This window comes from Arsenophonus sp. aPb, from assembly GCF_029873475.1.
Taxonomy (GTDB): domain Bacteria; phylum Pseudomonadota; class Gammaproteobacteria; order Enterobacterales; family Enterobacteriaceae; genus Arsenophonus.
Genome location: NZ_CP123499.1, coordinates 492,257 through 513,159, shown reverse-complemented (window position 1 = coordinate 513,159; position 20,903 = coordinate 492,257). Strand labels below are relative to the sequence as shown.

18 protein-coding genes are annotated in these 20,903 nt (G+C 39.8%); 1 reads left to right on the top strand and 17 read right to left on the bottom strand.

From position 1 onward, the window contains the following. Positions 1 to 100 precede the first annotated feature (100 nt). Positions 101 to 4,750 carry a pentapeptide repeat-containing protein gene (locus QE177_RS02210; RefSeq protein ID WP_280551133.1) on the top strand — a complete coding sequence of 1,550 codons (4,650 nt, stop codon included), beginning with the start codon at positions 101 to 103 and terminating at the stop codon, positions 4,748 to 4,750. Between the two features lie 502 nt (positions 4,751 to 5,252). On the opposite strand, the gene QE177_RS02205 is transcribed toward QE177_RS02210, so the two are convergent. From QE177_RS02205 to QE177_RS02125, 17 genes are all read right to left on the bottom strand, one after another. Next, the gene (locus QE177_RS02205) at positions 5,253 to 6,083 is read right to left on the bottom strand and encodes a hypothetical protein (protein ID WP_280551132.1); all 831 of its coding nucleotides are present in this window, start codon (positions 6,081 to 6,083) and stop codon (positions 5,253 to 5,255) included. Beyond that, complete coding sequence (locus tag QE177_RS02200; RefSeq protein ID WP_280551131.1) at positions 6,073 to 6,504, bottom strand: hypothetical protein; 432 nt, start codon at positions 6,502 to 6,504, stop codon at positions 6,073 to 6,075. The genes QE177_RS02205 and QE177_RS02200 overlap by 11 nt, the downstream gene beginning before the upstream one ends. Then, positions 6,497 to 6,895 (bottom strand): hypothetical protein, encoded by a 399-nt coding sequence (locus QE177_RS02195; RefSeq protein WP_280551130.1) that lies wholly within the window; start codon positions 6,893 to 6,895, stop codon positions 6,497 to 6,499. Before QE177_RS02195 ends, QE177_RS02200 begins: the two co-directional genes overlap by 8 nt. A gap of 5 nt (positions 6,896 to 6,900) precedes the next feature. Beyond that, positions 6,901 to 8,214 (bottom strand): FliI/YscN family ATPase, encoded by a 1,314-nt coding sequence (locus QE177_RS02190; RefSeq protein ID WP_280551129.1) that lies wholly within the window; start codon positions 8,212 to 8,214, stop codon positions 6,901 to 6,903. Beyond that, positions 8,198 to 10,231 (bottom strand): EscV/YscV/HrcV family type III secretion system export apparatus protein, encoded by a 2,034-nt coding sequence (locus QE177_RS02185; RefSeq protein ID WP_280551128.1) that lies wholly within the window; start codon positions 10,229 to 10,231, stop codon positions 8,198 to 8,200. The genes QE177_RS02190 and QE177_RS02185 overlap by 17 nt, the downstream gene beginning before the upstream one ends. 2 nt (positions 10,232 to 10,233) lie before the next feature. Beyond that, positions 10,234 to 10,596, bottom strand: coding sequence for a hypothetical protein (locus QE177_RS02180; RefSeq protein ID WP_211229668.1), 363 nt, complete (start codon positions 10,594 to 10,596; stop codon positions 10,234 to 10,236). 245 nt (positions 10,597 to 10,841) lie between these two features. After that, positions 10,842 to 14,459: a type III secretion system effector BopA family protein gene (locus tag QE177_RS02175; RefSeq protein ID WP_280551127.1), complete on the bottom strand. Its 3,618-nt coding sequence runs from the start codon at positions 14,457 to 14,459 to the stop codon at positions 10,842 to 10,844. A gap of 8 nt (positions 14,460 to 14,467) precedes the next feature. Beyond that, positions 14,468 to 14,866 (bottom strand): CesT family type III secretion system chaperone, encoded by a 399-nt coding sequence (locus QE177_RS02170; protein ID WP_280551126.1) that lies wholly within the window; start codon positions 14,864 to 14,866, stop codon positions 14,468 to 14,470. Positions 14,867 to 14,878: 12 nt separating this feature from the next. Continuing rightward, positions 14,879 to 15,904: an HrpJ domain-containing protein gene (locus tag QE177_RS02165; protein ID WP_280551125.1), complete on the bottom strand. Its 1,026-nt coding sequence runs from the start codon at positions 15,902 to 15,904 to the stop codon at positions 14,879 to 14,881. After that, positions 15,894 to 16,565, bottom strand: a complete 672-nt coding sequence (locus QE177_RS02160) for a hypothetical protein (protein ID WP_280551124.1) — start codon at positions 16,563 to 16,565, stop codon at positions 15,894 to 15,896. Before QE177_RS02160 ends, QE177_RS02165 begins: the two co-directional genes overlap by 11 nt. Continuing rightward, positions 16,562 to 17,146 carry a type III secretion system domain-containing protein gene (locus QE177_RS02155; RefSeq protein ID WP_280551123.1) on the bottom strand — a complete coding sequence of 195 codons (585 nt, stop codon included), beginning with the start codon at positions 17,144 to 17,146 and terminating at the stop codon, positions 16,562 to 16,564. Before QE177_RS02155 ends, QE177_RS02160 begins: the two co-directional genes overlap by 4 nt. After that, complete coding sequence (gene sctJ, locus QE177_RS02150) at positions 17,146 to 17,880, bottom strand: type III secretion inner membrane ring lipoprotein SctJ (RefSeq protein WP_280551122.1); 735 nt, start codon at positions 17,878 to 17,880, stop codon at positions 17,146 to 17,148. Before sctJ ends, QE177_RS02155 begins: the two co-directional genes overlap by 1 nt. Continuing rightward, positions 17,877 to 18,176 carry a type III secretion system inner rod subunit SctI gene (gene sctI, locus QE177_RS02145; RefSeq protein ID WP_280551121.1) on the bottom strand — a complete coding sequence of 100 codons (300 nt, stop codon included), beginning with the start codon at positions 18,174 to 18,176 and terminating at the stop codon, positions 17,877 to 17,879. Before sctI ends, sctJ begins: the two co-directional genes overlap by 4 nt. Next, entirely contained in the window at positions 18,166 to 18,471 is a 306-nt protein-coding gene (locus tag QE177_RS02140; RefSeq protein ID WP_280551120.1) for an EscG/YscG/SsaH family type III secretion system needle protein co-chaperone, read from the bottom strand. The genes sctI and QE177_RS02140 overlap by 11 nt, the downstream gene beginning before the upstream one ends. Then, entirely contained in the window at positions 18,468 to 18,683 is a 216-nt protein-coding gene (sctF, locus tag QE177_RS02135) for a type III secretion system needle filament subunit SctF (protein WP_032114489.1), read from the bottom strand. The genes QE177_RS02140 and sctF overlap by 4 nt, the downstream gene beginning before the upstream one ends. Before the next feature lie 654 nt (positions 18,684 to 19,337). Further along, positions 19,338 to 20,300: a hypothetical protein gene (locus QE177_RS02130; protein ID WP_280551119.1), complete on the bottom strand. Its 963-nt coding sequence runs from the start codon at positions 20,298 to 20,300 to the stop codon at positions 19,338 to 19,340. A gap of 29 nt (positions 20,301 to 20,329) precedes the next feature. Next, a complete protein-coding gene (locus QE177_RS02125; RefSeq protein ID WP_280551118.1) occupies positions 20,330 to 20,812 on the bottom strand; it encodes a hypothetical protein in 483 nt (160 codons plus the stop codon). Positions 20,813 to 20,903 lie beyond the last annotated feature (91 nt).

Genomic DNA, 20,903 nt, shown 5'->3' with positions numbered 1-20,903 from the left:
TTTATTAGATCCTGTAAATAAATAGCAAAAGTTTTTTTATGAAAGTATTTAATCGTCACTTACTATATTTTTACATTTTAATTACATAAGGGATCGTTAAATGCCGCCTATCGATTCAACGCCTTCACTATCTCACGGGCTTTTGTCTATATTCGATCCTACTCGGCACCAAATAATAGAGAACGAAAATAGATCAAGTGAAAAGCATGCGACGAGCAGCGAAAAAACGCTAACAAATCTGATACAACAAAACCAAGAAATAGCGCAAACTCCATTGTCAAATAACGCCACCAGAGATAACAATGGTATTGTTGCAGTTATGAATCAATCGCTTTATCAGCCTAAACCTATTTTATCGCTCAACGCTAATGATTTTAATAAACTTGTCTATAATGAACAGAATCAACGCTTACGTTCATTATTAATTGAAGACGGCTACCCACTCGACCAACATAATAACGCAACACAAACCCTTTCACTAGTAAACCCTGTTATTGATTATCTGACCCGCTATAAAGATAATAAAGAGAAGATAACCGCCCTTGCCAGGTTACTATTACAGCCATTAGGAGAATATGGTGCTAATCAAGGAGAAAAAATCTCTTCTGCTCGGCAGCGAATCGTCATTGCCAATTGGTTACAATACGCCATATTCGGTATGTCCACGGAAGCATGGGTGTTAAAACAGGTCAGTGATATCCAATCACGGGAACATTCCCTCTTCCATCATGCTAATCTGCAACGTCGTTTATTCAAGCAACTGAATGATCATCACACGCCTAACAAATTGTCACCGAAAGCCCGTATTTACTATCAACAACAGATTATCAATCGCATTATGCCAACCTTTATGCTGCAAACTGACGACGAGCAGCAACAAAAAACTTTGTCTAACATGATGATCAATCAATCAGAGTGGGGCTATCTACATGCTGGACTAACAATACTCAATGAAATCGGTGCTGATATTAACAACATGAGTCTGGAAGACATTAGCAATAACGGTATGTTGGTGGCCGCACTTTTACAGCAACAACTTCTCCCAGCTGAGTATAATCGATACTTCAAATTACCAGCCCTACTCCATGACCAGTTAAACAGCGAAAATAGCGCGCTAGCAACACCATTAGCCAAGGCATCCATTTATGACAGTTATTTTGATTATTTAAAGCAATCTGGCCAAAATAACCCTTTTATCAAATTGATTGCTCTGCGAGAAAGTTGGCAATCACGGCCAGATCTTGCCCGCCAACAATTAAAAGAGCATGATATTGATGAAGGTTGGTTAAATGACTATTTGTATAAAAATCGAGAGGTTAAATATCCCAATCGGCGCGGTGATACGCCACTATTACCCAATATTGACAATGTGTTTAAATATCAAAATCAACAATTTGCAGAGCTTACCAAACAGATAGAAAAGATCCTGCTACCTCAGACCTTTAACTCACTCAGCGAAGAAGAACAAATTTTTATTCAACAGGCTGACATTCAATTGATGAAGGTTGAATTTAATGCCATAGCTAGTTTGCAAGGTATCCCACTATCGCCAGCCACAAGGCTAGGAATAAGGGATTCAGATGGCTTAGTGACCCGTGTACCGGAATCGATTGACATGCTGAAGTGTACCTTTAACGGCAAACAACGAATGTATGCCTTAACTACAGACCATGGCATCGGTAGTTATAAATTACATCGGGTTGACGACAATAAAGATGCCATTCTTGATCTGTTTTATCATGATAATCACGTTCGCTATGATGATGACTATAAATTAAAAACCTCTCCTATTTTGACTTTAAAAACCGCCACTGATAAATCGGACATGCTGATCGACAAGCTTGTTAAGCGACGTGCGGAAAAACTATGCGAAAAACTGCAACAAGAAGGTTATCAAGAAACTACCCGGCAAAAAGTGGACGCTTTTTTCTTAAGCCTTATTCCGTTTTATTCCATGATCACAGAAGCGCAAAAGGGTAATAAAGAGAAGGCGCTGCAAGCGGGTGCATTTGATCTACTTAGTTTTTTTCCGTTTTTTGGCAAAGGTGTGCAAGTAAGTAGTCGGTTTAGTACCGCACTGGGAGATGCTGTCATTAATGGGGTAAGAACCGGACTAAAACAGGCGACTTTTCAGCAAGCATTACGTGAAAGCAGTAAACAGTTTGTCAAATTTGGTATTCCACAGATCACAAATCGCATACCAGCTAAAACTTATAGGGACTTAGGCGTATCTTTTTTACGTGGTGCGGATCCCGGTTTTGAATTATTAACATCAGGGGGAATAAAAGGTATTAATGCGTTAAAAAATGCCGCACAGCAGCTCCAACAGAAAGTTCACGGATTAACCCCATTAATCAATGCACTGAAAAAAAAAGCACAAGACTTACCGGTTGAGTTGTCATGCCCGTACAAAGTGGAGACAGCTTATCGTCTGGATTTGAGAAAAGAGGTTCAGGTAGTAAATATTGGTAAACAACGAGGTAAAGACATTTGGGTGCAAATCAATCTGCAAACAAATACCCTTTATGGCCGCAAATATCTGCGCAATGCTGCGGGTGAGCTGGAATTAGCACCAGTGTCAATACGTGAGCGGCTTTATCAATTAAAAACCCAAGGCCTGGGTGGTAAAAGGGCTAATGAAGCCGCTAAAAACTGGTTATCTGAACCTAATGCTTCTAGTTTCTACCAATCACAACAACAAAAGCTGCAAGCATTAAGCAGACAACTGGCCAAACGGCGGCCTGACGTCAACCTTAATTTATCAGGTGAAGACTTCCGTTACCTCAATCTTACTCAAGTTTTTGGTGGCTACCATAACCTTGCTCAGGCTAATTTACAAGGAACCAATTTAAGTAGAGCTAACCTGACAGGTATCACCATGGTGGAGGCGAATCTAGCAAAAGCAATCATGAACCAGACTCAATTGGTGAATGCTAATCTACGCGCGGCTAACTTAAATGAAGCGCAATTAACCGGGGCTAACTTAGCTAAGGCTGATTTATGTTACACTAATTTAGTCGACTCTGCCATGAATGACGCTATATTGGAAGACGCTTACTTAAATAATAGTAATTTGACTAATAGTAATTTGGCGGGTGCTAATTTAGCGAAAGCAACGATATCAGGTGCAGACTTGACTAACACCAATCTGAGTATGGTTAACTTAAGTGGTGCAACCTTAGCGCATACTAAGCTGCAAGGTGCAAATTTCACTAACGCCAAGTTAACACAAGCCTATTTGAATGATCTTACCCTGCATGAGGCTATTTTTGATCAAGCCGATCTAACCGGGGCTAACCTAGCTAAAACTGATGTTAGCAATGCCGATCTGAGTAACACTATCCTGAAAGAGTTAAGCATTATGAACACTAATTTTGCGGGTGCTTCTTTAAATGATAGTTTCACTCTTCGCCTTCCTGATGAATGGGATGAGGATGTGCTAGATGTGGTACTTAATCATTTCAATAACCGAAGCAGTCTACTAACCAGTCTTAATAGCATTGATGATAGATATCAAGAATTAAAAAATAAGTTGGCTCTACAGCTAATTCATTCTCTTGACCAGCCTAACATTAATCTTAAGCATGTTACTTTACCGCTATTGGATTTTCTGGCAAAACCTGCTTTTATGTCTAATAAAGAAATTAGTATTTTTGTCAATAAACTGATGGATAACTTGCTGGCAAACTCCTCAACCCAATTAATTAATACGCTGAAAAAACGCCCTGCTAACATCAATATTTTTCTCAATTATTTTAACCATCAACCGAACTTAATGGTATCAGCGAAATTTAATAGTAGTTTTATTCAAACGATCTTGGCCGCCAGAACTCAAACCGGTATTGATAGCCTCACTACCACCATGGCTAACAAGCTCTATGAAAAATATTTACAACTACCAGAAATAAAGCAACAGCTAGAATATGAACAAATTGAGGGAATATTTGGTGATTTTGCCGGTAAGGTAGATTGGTCAGATAGTAACGCACAAAACTATCTGTTACTTTCTCCGACCAAAGCGGGCAGAACGTTAGTGGTTGCTGAAAATAATCTGACAAAAATGCTAGATCCTGATCTGGAAACCAAGTGGAATAACATTTTTGTTTTTCAGCATGGCGAAAATTTAAGTTCTCAGCAATTCACTCTTGATGAATGTTTTAACCAAGATTTCCCACTGTTTTCTAGTCATTTTACTTATAGTCAACACCAAGCAACCTTCAATAAGCTGCTTGAGACATTAAATTTAGACCAACAACTTAATGCACTATTTGTTCAGGCACAAAAATCCTATACTTTGGCCACTAAATTAATTGATGAGACTTCACAACAGACATTAAAGGAGATTTTTGCTCATGTGCTTGATCTTGAACACGGCTATAGCTTAAAAAATGAAAATTATAACCAGATCCTAAAACTATATGATTTGACAGCCAGTAGCGAGCGCAATAAAGCAGAACACCTACTTTCTTTATCCGCCGTTTTTACCCGCTATTCATCTAGTGCTGTTTTTGGTACCGAATTGGATTCGCCCCTCATGCTCAGATATTATGCTTACGCCTTAATGGAAAAAGCCCACAAACTTGATCCCACGCTGATTACAGAAAATACCTTTAATGATTGGAAAGATCGATTACTTGGCTGCACAAATACCTTTACTTGTACCGCGCTCTTATATAACCAGATGATTGATTATGCGGCGGAACATTGCCATGATGTTTTAAAAAAAATTCAACCATCCGCTTGGCGCTAAATCACAAAAAACTATAATAATAGCCTAAAAAGAGCATTGCTAACGGTAACAAAAAAGATTAAATATTATGAAAAATTTAAATTTTTTATACGATCCGTTAATAATCATCTATAGTTAGGATCATATCAATGAAAGATAGATGTAAATAATATTGTCATCTAATCTAATAGGAGGTTATATGAAAAAATGCCTATCGCTGATTGTGTCATACTTATTGATGATAATCGCTTTCCTGTTAATATCATCAATTTCATTCTACTGCATGTTTTTATTCGACTGGCATGATAAAGCCACTGGTTATTTATACCTTATTGGCGCGGTAGTCGTATCATTAATCCTGCTGTATTTGTCTGATAAAATCAAATGCATTGCCCTTGCATGTCATCATAAGCATGAGCATATATAGCTTGTCGAGACTCTCTGTTTTTTCTACCTCTTTTGTCTAGGCTAAATATTTTCAATATTATTGCATTAGAAAAAGAGGCAAGAAAAAACAGCAAAACTATTTTTCAAGTTCCAGGCAGTGAAATGCCGTCCCAGTTCGAGCGGTTAATAGTTCTCCCCAAGCCACGGGTTGTTCATCATGCAATAATCGAACCCGTGTTTCTAATGTCACCTTACCTGTCAAATTTTCAGCGGCGATCAGGGTATAAAGTTGCGCTAGTGGCAAATCAATGGTGGCTACCTGAGCTAAATAGGGTATTTGGTTAAACGTCACCGCCGGTCGAATCTCTTTTATCCATAGTTGATTAACATCGGTTAATGTAACGAGAGCTAATGGTTCATGCCACCATAACAATGCTTCGTCTTGCTCAATATCCACATCCCCCGTTAACCAATAACCATAGTTGTGACGAATATTTTCGCAATCAGCAATAAAGCCGGCTAACAATTTAACCGTCACTTGCACAGACGGAGCGTCAAATGGTGTCCAATTGGCGAAAGCAGCCTGCCATTTTTCCAATCCAATATTGACCACAACAAATTGACATTCATCTACTGTAACCACGGGATAAATGCCCTTAGGCAACCGGTAATCAATCGGCTGTTGGCTCAATCTTGCATTAACTGTTTCACCAAGTAATGCAAACCAAGCGGCGCTAATACAAGGAAACAAATCTTCAGTAACAAGGGTTGGATCAGCGCTACCACTGTAGGTTTGCAGCGCCTGCTGCCAATTAGGATTATCACACCAAATACCGACCGAATCTTCGGACAGCCACGACCACCACTGGCCATCCCCTTCAACATAAGCAAGCTGAATGCGACAATTATCTTTTGCTAAACCGGTGCTTAACCACTGGTAAAGCATTCGCCGTTCATTATGCGCCATCTTCTATCTCCAAAGAGAGTAAAAAACCCCGTTGTGCTAATGTTGCTGTTAATTTTTGCTTTACCCGAGCTAATACGCGATATTGAACAGAATTAGCCGGTTTCAACTGTAAATGTACCGCCCCCTGTTTTTGCCAGCGCGCAATGATCACCATGCCCATCATCGGTCCATTCAGTAATCGATAAGTTAAACTATTACCATCACGTAACAGATATACATTATTTAATGTTGCTGAGCTATTACGATAAGCCAGTGTCTCTGAGACCGAAGACCAATCCGACACTGATGTGGCGTTATCAGGCTGTTGCGCCAACAAAAAACGTTCAAAACGTCGTTTTAGTTCGGGATCAGCCTCCTGGCGGCGTTGAATATTAGGCACCCTACTCGCGGTGACAACATTACGCTCGATCATATTAGTCATTCATCACCTCTTTCAGTTTTTCTTGGTTTTTAATCATTAGCAGACGTTGTTTAGCCAGTTGCTCCTTTTGGCACTCTAGTTCAATGATGGTCTCACTTAGTTGGGCAATACGCTCTTTTAGGGCTCGCTCGGCCAGATACACTTCCCGCATAGATTGCTTAAATAATGCCAGTTGGTCACGGGAAATGGTCTCATTTGGCAATGAAGGCGTCGCTAAATCGTGCCAAAGTTTCATTCGTTGCCGTTCCAACTCGGCAAGGGTTGATTGTAGCGCTTGCTGCTCACGCTCAATTTGTTGCCATTGAGATTGCAAGCTTAGTTCTCGCTGTTGTCGTATTCGCAACAATCTTTTAATAACAACGCGCTCAATGTCAGAGAATTGATCTTTCATAGACCCTAAACCAATTGGTTAAGATTTTCTATCGTCTGGCAAAATGAAACCCATTCATCGCTATCCTGACGAAGAAATTGATTAATTAGTTGATTCTTTTCAATTGCTTCATCAGTATCTTTATCTTGCCCTGATTGATATTCACCAACACGAATTAATAGCTGAACATCTTGAAAAAGTGCTCGCAATTGACGTAAGCGACGTGCATGTAAGCTATGGGTTTTACTCACAATATTATCCATAACTCGGCTCACACTGGCGTTCACATCAATGGCGGGAAAATGTCCTGCGGCAGCTAATTGACGAGATAAAACAATGTGCCCATCTAAAATAGAACGAACCTCATCAGCGACAGGTTCATTCATATTATCACCTTCTACTAACACGGTATAAATAGCACTAATACTACCTACCTTAGCTGGGCCTGCTCGCTCTAATAAAGCGGCCATATGAACAAACACACTAGGTGGAAAGCCATTGGCAACCGGCGGTTCCCCTGCGGCTAAACCAATTTCCCGTGCCGCACGCGCAAAACGGGTCAATGAATCCACCAGCAACAATACCCGTTTACCTTGATCACGAAAATATTCAGCAATGGTGGTTGCTGTCAAAGAAGCTTTCATTCGCTCTAACGGCGGACGATCGGAGGTGGCGACAACTAATATGGTTTTTTTTCGCGCGGCAGCAGGTAAATGATTATCGAGAAATTCACGTACTTCACGTCCACGCTCGCCAACCAAAGCCAATATTACCACATCGGCTTCACAGCCCCGAGCTAACATACCAAGTAGCGTACTTTTCCCACCACCAGCCGCGGCAAAAATACCGATCCTTTGACCAATACCCAGCGTCAAAATACCATCTATCGCTTTGATACCCGTTGGTAAAACTTCGCTAATTAACTGACGTGTTAATGGGTCTGGCGCCGCGTTATGATTACTACGCCATTCACCTGCGATCGGCATTTTTTCTAACGGTCGTCCTAAACCATCTACAATACCACCTAATAAATGCTCGCCTACCCGCACTCGATGACCATGACCCAAACGTTCTACACATGCGCCAGACACTAATCCAATGGTAGAGTCAAACGGTGACAACCAAGCCTCTTGTGCTTTGATGGTAACAACCTCGGCTGCTAACCGATTATCAATTAGGCATAATTCACCTTGTTTTGCGCCTGGCAGTGTCACTTTAACCAAATTAGTGGATACTTCCTGTACTTTACCAAGACATCGATAAGGAAGAATATCCGTCAACGGCTGAAATAGAGGAGTAGTCATCGCTTGAATGATTTTTGCTTTATCCAGTGAGCGCATCCAGTTTTTCCCCCATAATATCAACTTGAGCCAAGACTTTAATATTGGCATCTTCACCAATTTCTTGGAATGAAAGTACGGCGGTTGTTGCCAATGCAGGCTCGATAATTTTGCGTAGATAACGACGTACATCCAATGAAGTTAGTACCACACAAGCGACCTGAGTGGGTAATTTTTGTTTTATGGCCGCAATAATCTGCTGCTCTTGGGCCGGTTCAAGGGCACAATAAGATCCTATCGCTGATTGACGGATAGATTCGCGAATACTATTTTCAATCCCATCACCCACTAACAACATGGGGATCCAGCCCTCTTCGCTAGTAAAGCGCCGGCGAATATGACGGCGAAGTGAAACGCGAACATACTCGGTCAACATTACCGTATCTTTTTCTTTTGAACCCCATTCAACCAGCGTTTCAAAAATGGTTCTTAAATCACGAATAGAAATTTGTTCTTCAACTAAACGTTGCAAAATATCAGTCACTTTACTAATTGGCAGTAAGCGCTGTAATTCTTTCACTAATTCGGCATAACGCATCTCCATCGCATCCATGAGATAACGCGTTTCCTGTACGCCTAAAAACTCTTTACCAAAGTGATAAATTACCTTTTCCACCAAATAGGTAACAATCTCTTCCCCCTTATAACCGGTGGTTGGTGACAATGAGGGATGATCGCCTACCAACCAATAAATGGGTTGATGATTAAAAATCAACTGCTCTTGACGTACTTGAGGTAAATCTATTGGTTGGGTTAATAAAATTGCCGCTGGCTCTATCTCTGTCTCAAAGACAGGTTCTTGATATAACAGTATTTGTAATGTGTTTGTCCCTTTTGTATCGACCTGTAACTGTATTTCAGGTAAAGGCAAGCCTAATTTTTCAAATAATTGCCAACGTAAATTTTGCAATTTGTCAGCTATCGTCTCAGTCATTATTTGTTGGCCAACAATAACTAACAGCGGTATTGTGCCTGGCGTCATCTCTCGCGTTGCCTGCTCTGTTCCATTCTCTACAGAGGGATAAATCTGACCTGTGCCTTTTTTCACTTTTGCATTACGTTTCATCCAATAAGAACAACCAAATAGCATCAAAGCTAATGAACCGAATACAAACCAAGGAAAACCAGGAATGATAGCGAAAACCAACAAAATACTAGCGGTCAATTGCAATGACATAGGTTGACTAAGTATCTGTTGTACTAAATCACCAGCCAGATTATTTTTTTTCTCGCCGGGCACCCGAGTAACAATTAATCCTGCGGTTATTGAAATAAGTAATGACGGGATCTGCGCAATTAAACCATCACCGACCGACAAAATGGCATAAGTATTCAGTGCTTCTGTCGCCGACATATTATGTTGGATCACCCCAATGGCAATCCCACCACAAATATTGGCTAAAATAACAATTACGCTAGCAATGGCATCGCCTTTGACAAATTTCATCGCACCATCCATGGCACCATAAAGTTGGCTTTCCTTTTGTACCAATGCTCTTTGTCGTTTGGCTTCAGTTGCATCAATAATACCTGCCCGCATATCACCATCAATACTCATCTGTCTACCAGGCATGCCATCGAGAGAAAATCGGGCACTCACTTCGGCTACGCGTTCAGAGCCTTTAGTAATAACAATGAACTGTACAATAGTGATAATGGCAAAAATAATGATGCCAACGCCAAGATTACCGCCAACGACAAAATTACCAAAGGTGTACACGATCTCACCGGCATCATGTTGTAATAAGATTAGGCGGCTAGTACTGATAGTTAATGCTAAACGATACAGTGTGGTAATCAACAACATGGACGGAAAGGCAGAGAAGTCAAGCGGATCACGTATATAGATAGCCATCATAAATAAAATGATCGATAAACCTAAGTTGATCGCGATTAATACATCAATTAAAGTCGTTGGCAGCGGTAAAATCATCATGAATACTGACAACATTAACATGGCGCTAAGGATAATATCTTGACGTCCTGCAATTTGAGATAACCAACGAGTTATTGACATTATCAGGCAGCTCCTTTAGGTAACTGAGAAAGAAATTGACGCTGTCTTTGACACAAGCGAAATAAAAAAAGACCATCACTCTCTTTTGGGCACCATGCACTAACATAAGCTCGATGGCGAATAATAAATACTCGCTGCGGGATCCCCCAAAACCCCTCTGGTTGATTAATTTTTAATGCTTGTAGGAGATCAAAATCCCCCTCTTTTAACAACCAGCTGGTCATAAGAATACGCTCTTCAATAATTTCAATACGCAGACCAAAAGGCGGCCAGTGGCACTCAATTGCCGTTGAAATTTCGACTATCCTGTGATTGAACAAAGAAAAAAAATGTTCAAGATTACGAGCCAGTTGCAATTTCATCATCTTCCCTCTTTACTATTTATTAAGCATGCTAGAGGAAGCTCTGGCTTCGTATCCGGTAAATACCTGAAATGACCTCATGGCAGGCAAAATGAATTTTGCGCCAACCAGGTTAAAAATTAGCGAAAAATATTTCTAGGCGCAAAACAACGATTAATCCGCCAAAACTAGTTTAATTAAATCAATAAATTATGCTAATCTATAACGATTTCAGGCTGCGAGATCATTTTTAGATAGCGTTGACAAAATCAGGCGACAGCATGTTCAGTTTGGACAAGTACCTTATCAATATCACCTAAACACTCTGTTAACTCCTGACCATCGTTCTCTTGCCAATCGTTTAATTGTTGTGCCACCTTATCCACTAATTCAGCGCGCTCTTTTTGCTGTTTGATGTCTATTTTCTGCTGTTCTATACGTCCCCAATCTTCTAGTTGTCGCATAAAAGATTGTGTCTGATCCTGCTTTGCCACCTGCTTAAGGGAAATATGTTTTTTAATATCGGCTACCTGAATATCTAAATGTTCAGCAACGGTTTTCCCCTGATATTGTTTGTTAATAAATTGCTGTAACGCGTCTTGGATACGCTGTTCGGTCATTTTATCTTGCGCATATTCAGATGCCTGACGAAAACCAAGGAAATCGCTATTTTTTAGTAAACTTAATCCACTATAGCCAAAGTAACCACCTACAGTCGCGGCTAACAATGCACCGATGCCTAATACGGCTAACCCTACTCCACCTGTTCCTACAGTGAATATCAATGCAGCCGCCACCACGGTGGCTGAAATAGCTGCTGTACCCGCAATTGCCGCGACACTAAATAATTTTGCTTTAACATCCATTTTCTGCCAAACATTAGTGGTATCTTGCCACCAACGGCGCAGAGTTCCGACTTTATTGGTTTCAAAACAATCGCGACCTAAGGTACCAATATCTTGCAGTAACTGGCGTTTCATCACATAACCTACTACCGAAGCCGCCCGTTGCTGAAAACTACCCTGTTCACGAATACCGAGCATCAGGGCGTTAACCATCACTTCGGTATTACGATGGTCGGATACAGTTGAGGCTATTTTCTGTTCCAGCCAAGTTTGGACAAAACCACATATCATGCCGGTTGACCAACCAGCACCTAAAAGTGCTGCCACTGAGCTTATTAAACCACTATGAACGCCGCCTTTTATACCGGCGGCAAGATAAGGTAGTAAATGGGTAAAATGCAATAGTGCGATCATTTCCGGTGTCATTGAGTATGATGGCTGTAAGGGAAGTAGCTCTCTGGTACCCAGCAAAATATCTTTAACTTGATTTTCTACTGTCGCAGTTTGCCAAATCGAACTAACCGCAGTAGCAAGTTCAGCACCAAACCAACCACTATTTCCAGTAATAATTTGATATGCATGGGTAATATTCTTGGCTAGCGCTTGTGACTCCATCGGATGTGCCATTACCCAATGATGCAAATCCCTAAAAGCCGTCAAAATCTCCTGTTTCTTCTCAGTATCCAGCGATTTGATTAATAGGGATGGGCTGATTATTTGATATAGCGCTTGATAAGCTTCCCTTAAAGTTTGCATGCCATTTTTAGCTAGTTGGTGCTGTAAAATTAAGGTTTTCAAATCCGGTCTAAATTCACCTAACCATCCTCCCCATTCACCAGTAATATTTTGCACCACCCAATGTTGCCATGCCTGGATATTGTAGTAATCGCCCTGCTCTGGATAGCCCTCCATTTTATTTGCCTGTCGATCAAAACGAACTAGTAACAGCAAAGCAGCTTGATACTCATCATCTAGCTTGACCATCTCGTGTTCAATTTTTTGTAATTGACTGTCATCTAAGGAGGATCCCTGTTCTGATAGTTCTTCAGTTCGACGTTCTTTTTTCTTACTAAGATCATACATAGCTAAATCAAGTTGCTGTAACTGAGGTAAAAAAGCCAAATAACCGTGTTTATTGAGCTCCCTTACTTGCTGCAGAGTAATATCTTGCAATTTTTGCAATTGATCAACATATTGGTCATGTTGCTCATATTGCTGTTTTACACTTTGCCAAAACCTTACCGCATCCTGCAATAAACTTAAATGCTGCTTCTGCTCGCTAATTTGTTTCAGCTCTTCTACAAAACGGCTGCGTACTTTGCCTATATTTAAGCTATCAGTCAGAGATTGTAATTCGTTATGATAAGCTGTTAGTGCCGAGATCTTTTTAGTTAAAAAAGGCAAATATCGCTCAGGCGATGCCATTAACCGAGATGTCAGCACACGTTGTTCCACATCATAATGGAAATTGATGGCTGAATGGCCACTTTGCCTATCATACAACTCTTCAAAGCGATAGACCTTATCTTGTGCAGTGAGTACTTTTCTCGCCAAAACAACCCATTTTTCTTCGGTTGCTAATTGCTGAATATCCGCTTCACATCCCGGCTCTATCTCTAAATTATCGATATTGACCGCTCCATCCGCAATGACGGTTCTATCTAGCATGCTACAACGCTCACCACTAATAGCAATTAGCATTGCTGCTACATACTGTTCATGTAAGTAGCTCTCTTCTCCGGCTCTATTTAACCAACTGCTCAAAAGCGCGGCTTGGCTACGAACCTTACTCTGTTTGTCCTCAAATCCCAACCGTTGTTTAAGAACCGATTTATTTTCTTTTACCTGGGTTAAACTTCTTGTTAGTACCTGAATTAATTGTTGATAAATACCAGACTGAATTTTATCTTTTTCTTCTTTAAAAGGAATCGCAACCTGGCCAGCTAATGCAGGCCGTTCGCTAGCTAAAATAGCCACTAAAGTGGTCAGTTCAGATGGTGAAGGTAATGGTAATTCAGCGTTCGCCCAAAATTCAGTTAATTGTACTTGCCAGTCATTTACTGAGGATACCTTATCAAACATTTCAATCAGCTGATGGCTGAGTAATAAGACCGATTCTGAGGCTAAATTTTTAAGTTCTTCAGGCAAACTAGCAAAACGGGCATTAATGATCTGTCGCTCTATAACCGTCTGCTGCCAAAATTCAGGTAACATTACCAACTGTTCAGCCACTGCCGCAATGTGCTCTTTCTGTACTAAAACTTGCTCCAACAATGAAGTCAGATGAACTTGTTGAGAGGAGGGAACGGTAAGACAACATTGTTCAATGTCATCCAGTGCTTGCTGATAAAAATCAAGATATCTTTTTAATTTGCTATAAAGATCGGAAAATTCATCACCCTGATGACGTAAATCAGTTAAAGCCAACAAACGTGCAGAGGCACTTTGATATTCATTTTTTTCAACTAGTTTATGATAGTCAGCAATAGCTTGTTGCACTTTTTGAATATTTTTATCTTCCCAATAAAACCAATTACCAAATCTAGGTATGCTAGTCGGAATAGGTAACTGAGCTGGTCCACCTTGATTGACGAGTTCTTTTATCGCATTACTAAACTGAATCAAGGAAAAAATTTTATTATTAACATTTTCAGCTTGATGACTAGAAATTGAATGCGCTTGACTCATTGCTAACAACATAGATTGTGGAATAAATTCTATTTTATGGGCAGCCAGTGGTGTTTTGGGGGATAAATCTAGTCTAGGTAGTGTTTGTTCAGTGGTAGCCAAACCATATCTTTCCGCTAATGAGCGTAAAAACACGGTTAATTTCTGTTGAACTGTTATATTAAGGCGGGCAACATAGGTCCGAATCGCATTTTCATTTTTCAGAAAAGGTAGTTTAGCTAATGTACTTAACACATGGTCATTAAAACTCATTTGAGCATGAACCAAACTTGAACTACCTTGATCCTGTTGACCCGATATCAAACAAGGATTAGTCCACAAATTTTTTGAAAATCTATCCAATTCAATCGTCATATAACAACCTATATTGTTAGCTCCGGGCACTGACTAAACTCACGGTAAAGCGCTTCATAGCAAATTGTCGCACGTTCAAACCAGACTAATAGTTCTTCACCACTGGCGGGAGCCGGCCAATTCACCGCATATAATAAGGTTTGTTGCACTGAATCATAACCCACCGCACCATCATTATTTTCAACCAGTTGCATATTGTGGTGCATGCAATTAATGAATAGTAAATGTGCTTTTTGTGCATCAATCTGTCCCAAAAAACCATACAATTGCCAATAAGTTCCTTTAGCATGGATTGACATCATCAATTGATTATCAAGTAATAAAGTGCACTGATCACTCTCATCCCATACCAAAGGTAGGCCTAATAATTGACCAAAACGAGCAAGTACACTATCTTCTTTACGCATTTCTCCCCTCCTTTAAACAGCATACTTATCATTCCACTGTTCAAGCAGTTGTAACATGACTTCTAGAATATGCTCTTTTTGTTCCGGATCGCGATAACAAGCTTCACTCATGACCATCATAATTTCGCGCCATTTACGTAGAAAAATTAAACGCTGCAAGGTTGTTAATGGCAGTTTTATTACCAATTGTGCTAATGCCTCAGGATAAATCCAACTTTGCTCTAATAATTCAATACTAATTTCTGCAACAGTATCATTCGCTAAATTTAGTGTGCGCGACAAGGAAGCACAGTGCTCAGTAAAAGCTAAAAACAGCCATAAGCGACGTAAATCGTCAATCGTAGTTACTAATTTAGTCATATCTAACTGTTCATGACTCACTAGCGGCTCTGATATTGCACGGATTAATAATTGAATAGTCCGTCGTCGATCTTTATGTTCTTGTAATAATTTAAACCAATGACTTAACCCTTTTTCTCCACGGGCAGCATGCTGATAGAGTTGACGGTAAGCTTGCAACCGTGAAGTATCTATCGTCATACCTTGACTAGCGGCAATTAACGCTAGCTCAATATCTTCTTCCGCTAACAATGACATTAAAAACTGTTTGATTTTTGAACGTTCAGATAAGGCTAAACTTGTCATACCCTGTAATATTGCTAACAAAAAAATAAGCTGTCCTTTATCTAGGGCAAACTGAGGAATTTGCTGTAAAATTTTATCGCCATCTTTAAAGGAGAGAAGTTGTTTAGCAATCTGCTCTATAGCCCCTCGTTGCTTTTCGTCTAATTGCTGTAACAGTTTTTCTACGCCATTAAATAATGCACTTTGCTTTTTATTGGCATCAGCTATTTTTTTCATTACTTGGCTTAGCCCTAAGCTTAAACCTTCTAACGTTTCTTCCAGCGCTTCAGCACGGACTTCCGCTAATGCAATACTGGCTTGCGTTGCCGTACTCTCCGCAGGTATAAAACTTGCTGTCTGCTTGCTATCTTGTAGAGATTGAAAATCGAGATAATCAGCTTGATCAATTCGCATCACAAGTTCCTCTCAAGTGCGTTTTTTTCATTGTAGGAACGCAGGTTTCTAACAACCTTTCAAGGTGTTCATATAAATCAAAACGTAATGTCATACAACTTGAACTTAGTTCTGCTTGCCAAGGTGCAAAATCAGGACGGATCCTAATTTGCATTTGCTCAGCAAATATTTTACGCAACGCATCAGCCTGTTCCGATGAAACACTCAATACCAAACTTTGTTTATTGGTTGCTTCACCTATCTGCTCAGTAAGCTGGTTAATAAGATTTTCACTAATATTTTGTTTTTGGCTCCAGGCTTTAAGAACTGATTTTACTTGTTGACAGATCCGTTCCTGCAAGACGATAACTAAGTGTTTTTCTAACTCTGCCTGTTCAACCAGCCAATTGATACTTTCTGCCACTACTTCTTGCCGTAATTGTGTTCGCCAGGCTTTTTCTTGCTCCTTAACGGTTATTTCTGCTTTAGCAACAATCTGTTGTGCTTCCCGCCGAAGTGCATCACACTCTTGCCGCACTTTATCTGCATATTGCTTAATACGTTGTTTGGCTTTCTGCTCCCGTCTACACTCAGCTAAACCTTGCTGAATTTCATCAGGCGTGATTTCCAATGTTTGCTTTAAGAGCTCACACTCTTTAACTGACACTAAAAATCCATTCATAAGAAACGCTCCAAACGAAATAACCAGCGAACAGCCTGTTCAATCTGTTGTTGCGAACAGGACATTTGCTCCTCTAATGGAGCAAAATACCAGGCTAAAAGCAGCGCAAAATCATGTCCTTGCCAATAATGAGAGAAGACATTTAAGGCATAAAGGTGCGCCTGCTCAAGGAACTCATCAACTAACCAGGGTACTGCAACCGTGTGGCTCTCTGTTGGCCATAAAGCGATTAATTGCTTTATCTGTTCCTGACTTAATAAGGTCGCTAAACGTGACCTATAAGCACTATCCCACAAATAGTCAGGAGAGGGATTACAAATTAATCCAACAACGGTGAATAAATATGGCTTTTTGGTTAATAACAACAACCAGGTCTGCATATTTTCCGGTATTTGACGGTATAAAGTGGGCTGAAATCCTAATCGATTAAGTATCAACTTATCTACGCGTCGTTTTAATTCATTACTAATTGGGTAGCGAGACTGCCATTCATTAAGTCCAAGCGATTGCCACCATTTAGCATGCATGATCTCGCCTGGATGGGATAATAAATAATTAAATCTCACTGCCAATTCAGTCATTAAGATTTATCCTTACGTCTTCCAAAGATTACTGCTGCAAACACGACAATAAATATCCCGGTAAAAGTTAATAAGATTAACGTTTTATTGGCTACAATGTAATTTTGTAGATATTGCCATTGCTGATTAGTTTGAATTTTTTGTGGTTGATAACGGAATTCAGCAGGTTGCAAAAACAAACTAATTTTATCGGATTGCAAACCAGATATCGCATTCTTAATTAAATTGCGAATTTGTGCTTCAACCCCATTCATATTGACTTCTGGTGAATATTTAATGTAAACCGCAACCGACTTTTCGGCCGTAGTATTATCAATATTACTCTCACTATTGTCCGCCTGAGCAATTGAGACTCGTGCACTAATGACACCATCCATACTTGATAGCGTACGCTCTAGCTGTTGTTCTTTAAGATAACGCATTTTTGCTTCTTCCTGAGCAGGGGAAGATACTAATTGACCTGCTGGAAAAAGATCCTCAATACCGACATATTGCGTTTTTGGATAACCATTTTGCCTAAGTATTTCCACCGCATCGATGAACTTATCTTTTTCGATTTGCAATGTCACTTTGCCGGTTTTGCTATCAATTTCAGAATTAACATCAATGTGATTTAACATCAATAATGCAACCATTTGATTAGCTTCATCTTGGGGCAAATTGCGGTATAATTCGACCTTACAGCCGGTCAGGAACAACACCAATATTAAACATAAATACTTTAAGTATTTCATTGCATTGTCACTAATTTATTGATTGATTGAGCAAGACTTCCTGCCGTTTTAGCTGCCATGTCCACTTCAAGAACGGCTTTCACTATCATTGCTTGTCCTTGAACGGCTTGGGTAGGTGACAGCGCCTGCGCCGTCGGCTCGACAGTTGATGGAAGAACTGTCCCTAACGCCGCCGTTTGTCCTTGACCGTGTTGCATTAATTGATTGAATTTTTCAACTAACTGGGTATCCGGATTAACCGCTTCTGTCGTCTGGCTCTTCAGCAAATTGATGGGGGCTACTGCTTTAATGTCCATTTTCATCTCCCGCTAATAAAGTAAAAATTTGCGATTGATTGACCATCTCGGCAGGCGAGGAAAATAAACAACGCAATCCTTCAGCTTGATTACTTTTCATGCCTGTTAATGAACGTAGCGCGGCACTATTTTCACCTAAAGCAAAGTAGACTAAACTGCTACATAGCGCACGCGCATCTTCGTCGGCAATCAATTCAGGAAACGCGGCTAACATAGCATAAGCCTGTTTTATTAATCCATGGTTGGCAGCAGCAAGCGCAATCTCTACCAATAATTGTTTATCTTCTTTTTTCATATTTTGGCAATAATCCCTTGTATCATGTCTTTAACCACTTTGATCAAAGCGCTTTCGTAACCGATAAAATTGGAATATTGCTGTACCGCAAACTGCATCTGTAGCATCTGATCAGGATTACTCGGATCAGCGTTGGCAATTTTACTTTTAATATCACCAGCAGCATTAGCAGATAATTGCGATAATTGGTTGATGATAGCATTGAAATCCATAATTTTACCCTAACGTCAAATTAAGCATTGTTTGCCAGACTTTAGCCATTTCATTTTTGAAATATCAATAAAATGGCAGTAGATACTTATTAACCAACGATATAAACAATGCTATTTCACTTGATCAAAACACTTAACGATATATCAGTACTTAAACTTTTGTTAAAACCAAAAGACCTATACATCCCTATCCCTGATTAATATTTCGAGTGTGTTATTGTTATTTAATGATTTATTTCTGTATTATTGCTTTCTTTCCTATAACATAGTTTGGTGGTTAATATTCATTTTTTATATCCGGTATTCACCTGAAATAATAAAAAATAAACGCATTATCATTTAGAATTAAATTCTATAGAGGGGATATTAATAAATAGATATAACAAAACTGAATATAATAGCTAAATTAGATCTAACGAATTAGATTGAACATTAGATAATAAAAAATAAATTGATATTTAAATATAGACAACAAAGATTAATATATTTATTAAACTAAAAAAACAAGGATATTTTTTGAAAAAATTAACGGGTTGCAACGGAACCGGTTAATTTTTATGATTAATAGATTATCTGTTTAATGAGCAATATGTAATCTAAATATTACAAAATAATAGCGTGATTCTTGATTATTTATTCTCTAAACAATGATAACTAACATTTATCCGCTTTTTTTTGGAGAAAAAACTTTGTCCTTAGCCACTCAACTTCACACTCCAATTGACGCGTTTTTTGCTTTTCTTGGGCCAAAAGTGATTGAGTTTGTTGCTCTATGCGTTCTCTGTATTGCAACTCAAGCCCATCGTGCATGCCTTTCAATTTGCTTATCTTTTGCTGCTGATGCGCATACTGTTCCTGTAGCAGATTTTTTTTCTCAACCGCATTCCCCAGAGCCACAGACGCCGTCCTTGAAGTAAATGCATCGACACTGTTACTCACCAATTTAGTGGCTGAGAAAGTACTACTCAACGCACCCAAGGTTGCTGTTGTGACCGCACCGCCCGAATATAGGGTGCCGACAACTAAGCCTGCGCGTAAAAAAGCAGAGGTATATTTAGCCCAGTCTTCAGCTCTGTCATTCGTTATACCTGCCCTATTAAGCAGCCGATAGACACCATTAGCTATGGCATCAGATCCTAACTTCAATCCTTCACCGCCCTTCGCTTCACTATGCCAATTAGCATAAGCACATCCAGCATCAGCGACCGCCAAACCAAATGTAATACTTGAACCAACCAGTAATGGCATTGTTGCTCCGGCAGTAAATAGGGTAGCTGCAATCGAAAGCCCTAAACCAACGCCTGCGATCCCCACATTCAATAGTTCTTTAAAAAATGAACGCTTAGCGATTTCAACACCTTGCTGCTTAGCTTCATCATAGTATTGTTTAGACTGGTTAATTTGCTGTTCAATGACTGGTGTTAGATCCAGTGGTTTACTTGCCTCAGCCTCTCCTTTTTTTACCGCCAGATCTAACCACTCAGTCACATTATTTGCAAGTGGTACCTGGTTAATATTGAACTGCCGTGCGGTAGCCGATGATTTGCTTGGCGACTGAGCAAGATCTAGGTAAGCTGATGCTGCTCCGCTAGCATCAATAGTATTATCATATGGCATAAAATACCTCCTATTCCTCATGAAAGTTTCTATAGAACTTCATCTAATAATGTCTGTGCAAGTCTACGTATATCAGGTTGTATTGGTGCAATAAAACTCTGCTCTATTGATGTCTGTAATGCATCAATAGCCTCTCTAGTTTGATCGAGTGCCAAATAGCATTGAGCGATACGAAAAGTCACTCCCGCATCTCTCGCATCCAGTAAACTGGCATAGCCATAAAACACTAATGCATACCGATATTGTTCTAGTGCGTGTAATGTAGAAGCCAATCCGATAAGATATTTTCGTTCACAAGGCTGATACATTACCAAATAAGTAAAAGCAGTTAATGCCGGCGACAATTGCAGTTGCTGATAGGCATCTACCGCTTGTTGATAAGTCGCATTTAATATCTCGTTTGAGATGTTTGTTTGTGTTTGTTGTTCTGTTTGCGGTTGTGCCAATGCCTGTTCAATAATGGCGATTAATTGCGCTAGCGAAACCTCCTGCTTGATATTTGTCATAATCATTTTGGGCCAAAGCCTCACTTAATTAAAACCGCTCAATAGCCTATTTTGAGCGGTGGTTTTTGCTTAACCGATTAACTATGCTATTTATTAG

Coding starts and splice junctions, on each gene's coding strand:
- QE177_RS02210 (WP_280551133.1), top strand. CDS start 101: ATGCCGCCTATCGATTCAACGCCTTCACTATCTCACGGGCTTTTGTCT.
- QE177_RS02205 (WP_280551132.1), bottom strand. CDS start 6,083: ATGGCGCATAATGAACGGCGAATGCTTTACCAGTGGTTAAGCACCGGT.
- QE177_RS02200 (WP_280551131.1), bottom strand. CDS start 6,504: ATGACTAATATGATCGAGCGTAATGTTGTCACCGCGAGTAGGGTGCCT.
- QE177_RS02195 (WP_280551130.1), bottom strand. CDS start 6,895: ATGAAAGATCAATTCTCTGACATTGAGCGCGTTGTTATTAAAAGATTG.
- QE177_RS02190 (WP_280551129.1), bottom strand. CDS start 8,214: ATGCGCTCACTGGATAAAGCAAAAATCATTCAAGCGATGACTACTCCT.
- QE177_RS02185 (WP_280551128.1), bottom strand. CDS start 10,231: ATGTCAATAACTCGTTGGTTATCTCAAATTGCAGGACGTCAAGATATT.
- QE177_RS02180 (WP_211229668.1), bottom strand. CDS start 10,596: ATGATGAAATTGCAACTGGCTCGTAATCTTGAACATTTTTTTTCTTTG.
- QE177_RS02175 (WP_280551127.1), bottom strand. CDS start 14,459: ATGACGATTGAATTGGATAGATTTTCAAAAAATTTGTGGACTAATCCT.
- QE177_RS02170 (WP_280551126.1), bottom strand. CDS start 14,866: ATGCGTAAAGAAGATAGTGTACTTGCTCGTTTTGGTCAATTATTAGGC.
- QE177_RS02165 (WP_280551125.1), bottom strand. CDS start 15,904: ATGCGAATTGATCAAGCTGATTATCTCGATTTTCAATCTCTACAAGAT.
- QE177_RS02160 (WP_280551124.1), bottom strand. CDS start 16,565: ATGAATGGATTTTTAGTGTCAGTTAAAGAGTGTGAGCTCTTAAAGCAA.
- QE177_RS02155 (WP_280551123.1), bottom strand. CDS start 17,146: ATGACTGAATTGGCAGTGAGATTTAATTATTTATTATCCCATCCAGGC.
- sctJ (WP_280551122.1), bottom strand. CDS start 17,880: ATGAAATACTTAAAGTATTTATGTTTAATATTGGTGTTGTTCCTGACC.
- sctI (WP_280551121.1), bottom strand. CDS start 18,176: ATGGACATTAAAGCAGTAGCCCCCATCAATTTGCTGAAGAGCCAGACG.
- QE177_RS02140 (WP_280551120.1), bottom strand. CDS start 18,471: ATGAAAAAAGAAGATAAACAATTATTGGTAGAGATTGCGCTTGCTGCT.
- sctF (WP_032114489.1), bottom strand. CDS start 18,683: ATGGATTTCAATGCTATCATCAACCAATTATCGCAATTATCTGCTAAT.
- QE177_RS02130 (WP_280551119.1), bottom strand. CDS start 20,300: ATGCCATATGATAATACTATTGATGCTAGCGGAGCAGCATCAGCTTAC.
- QE177_RS02125 (WP_280551118.1), bottom strand. CDS start 20,812: ATGATTATGACAAATATCAAGCAGGAGGTTTCGCTAGCGCAATTAATC.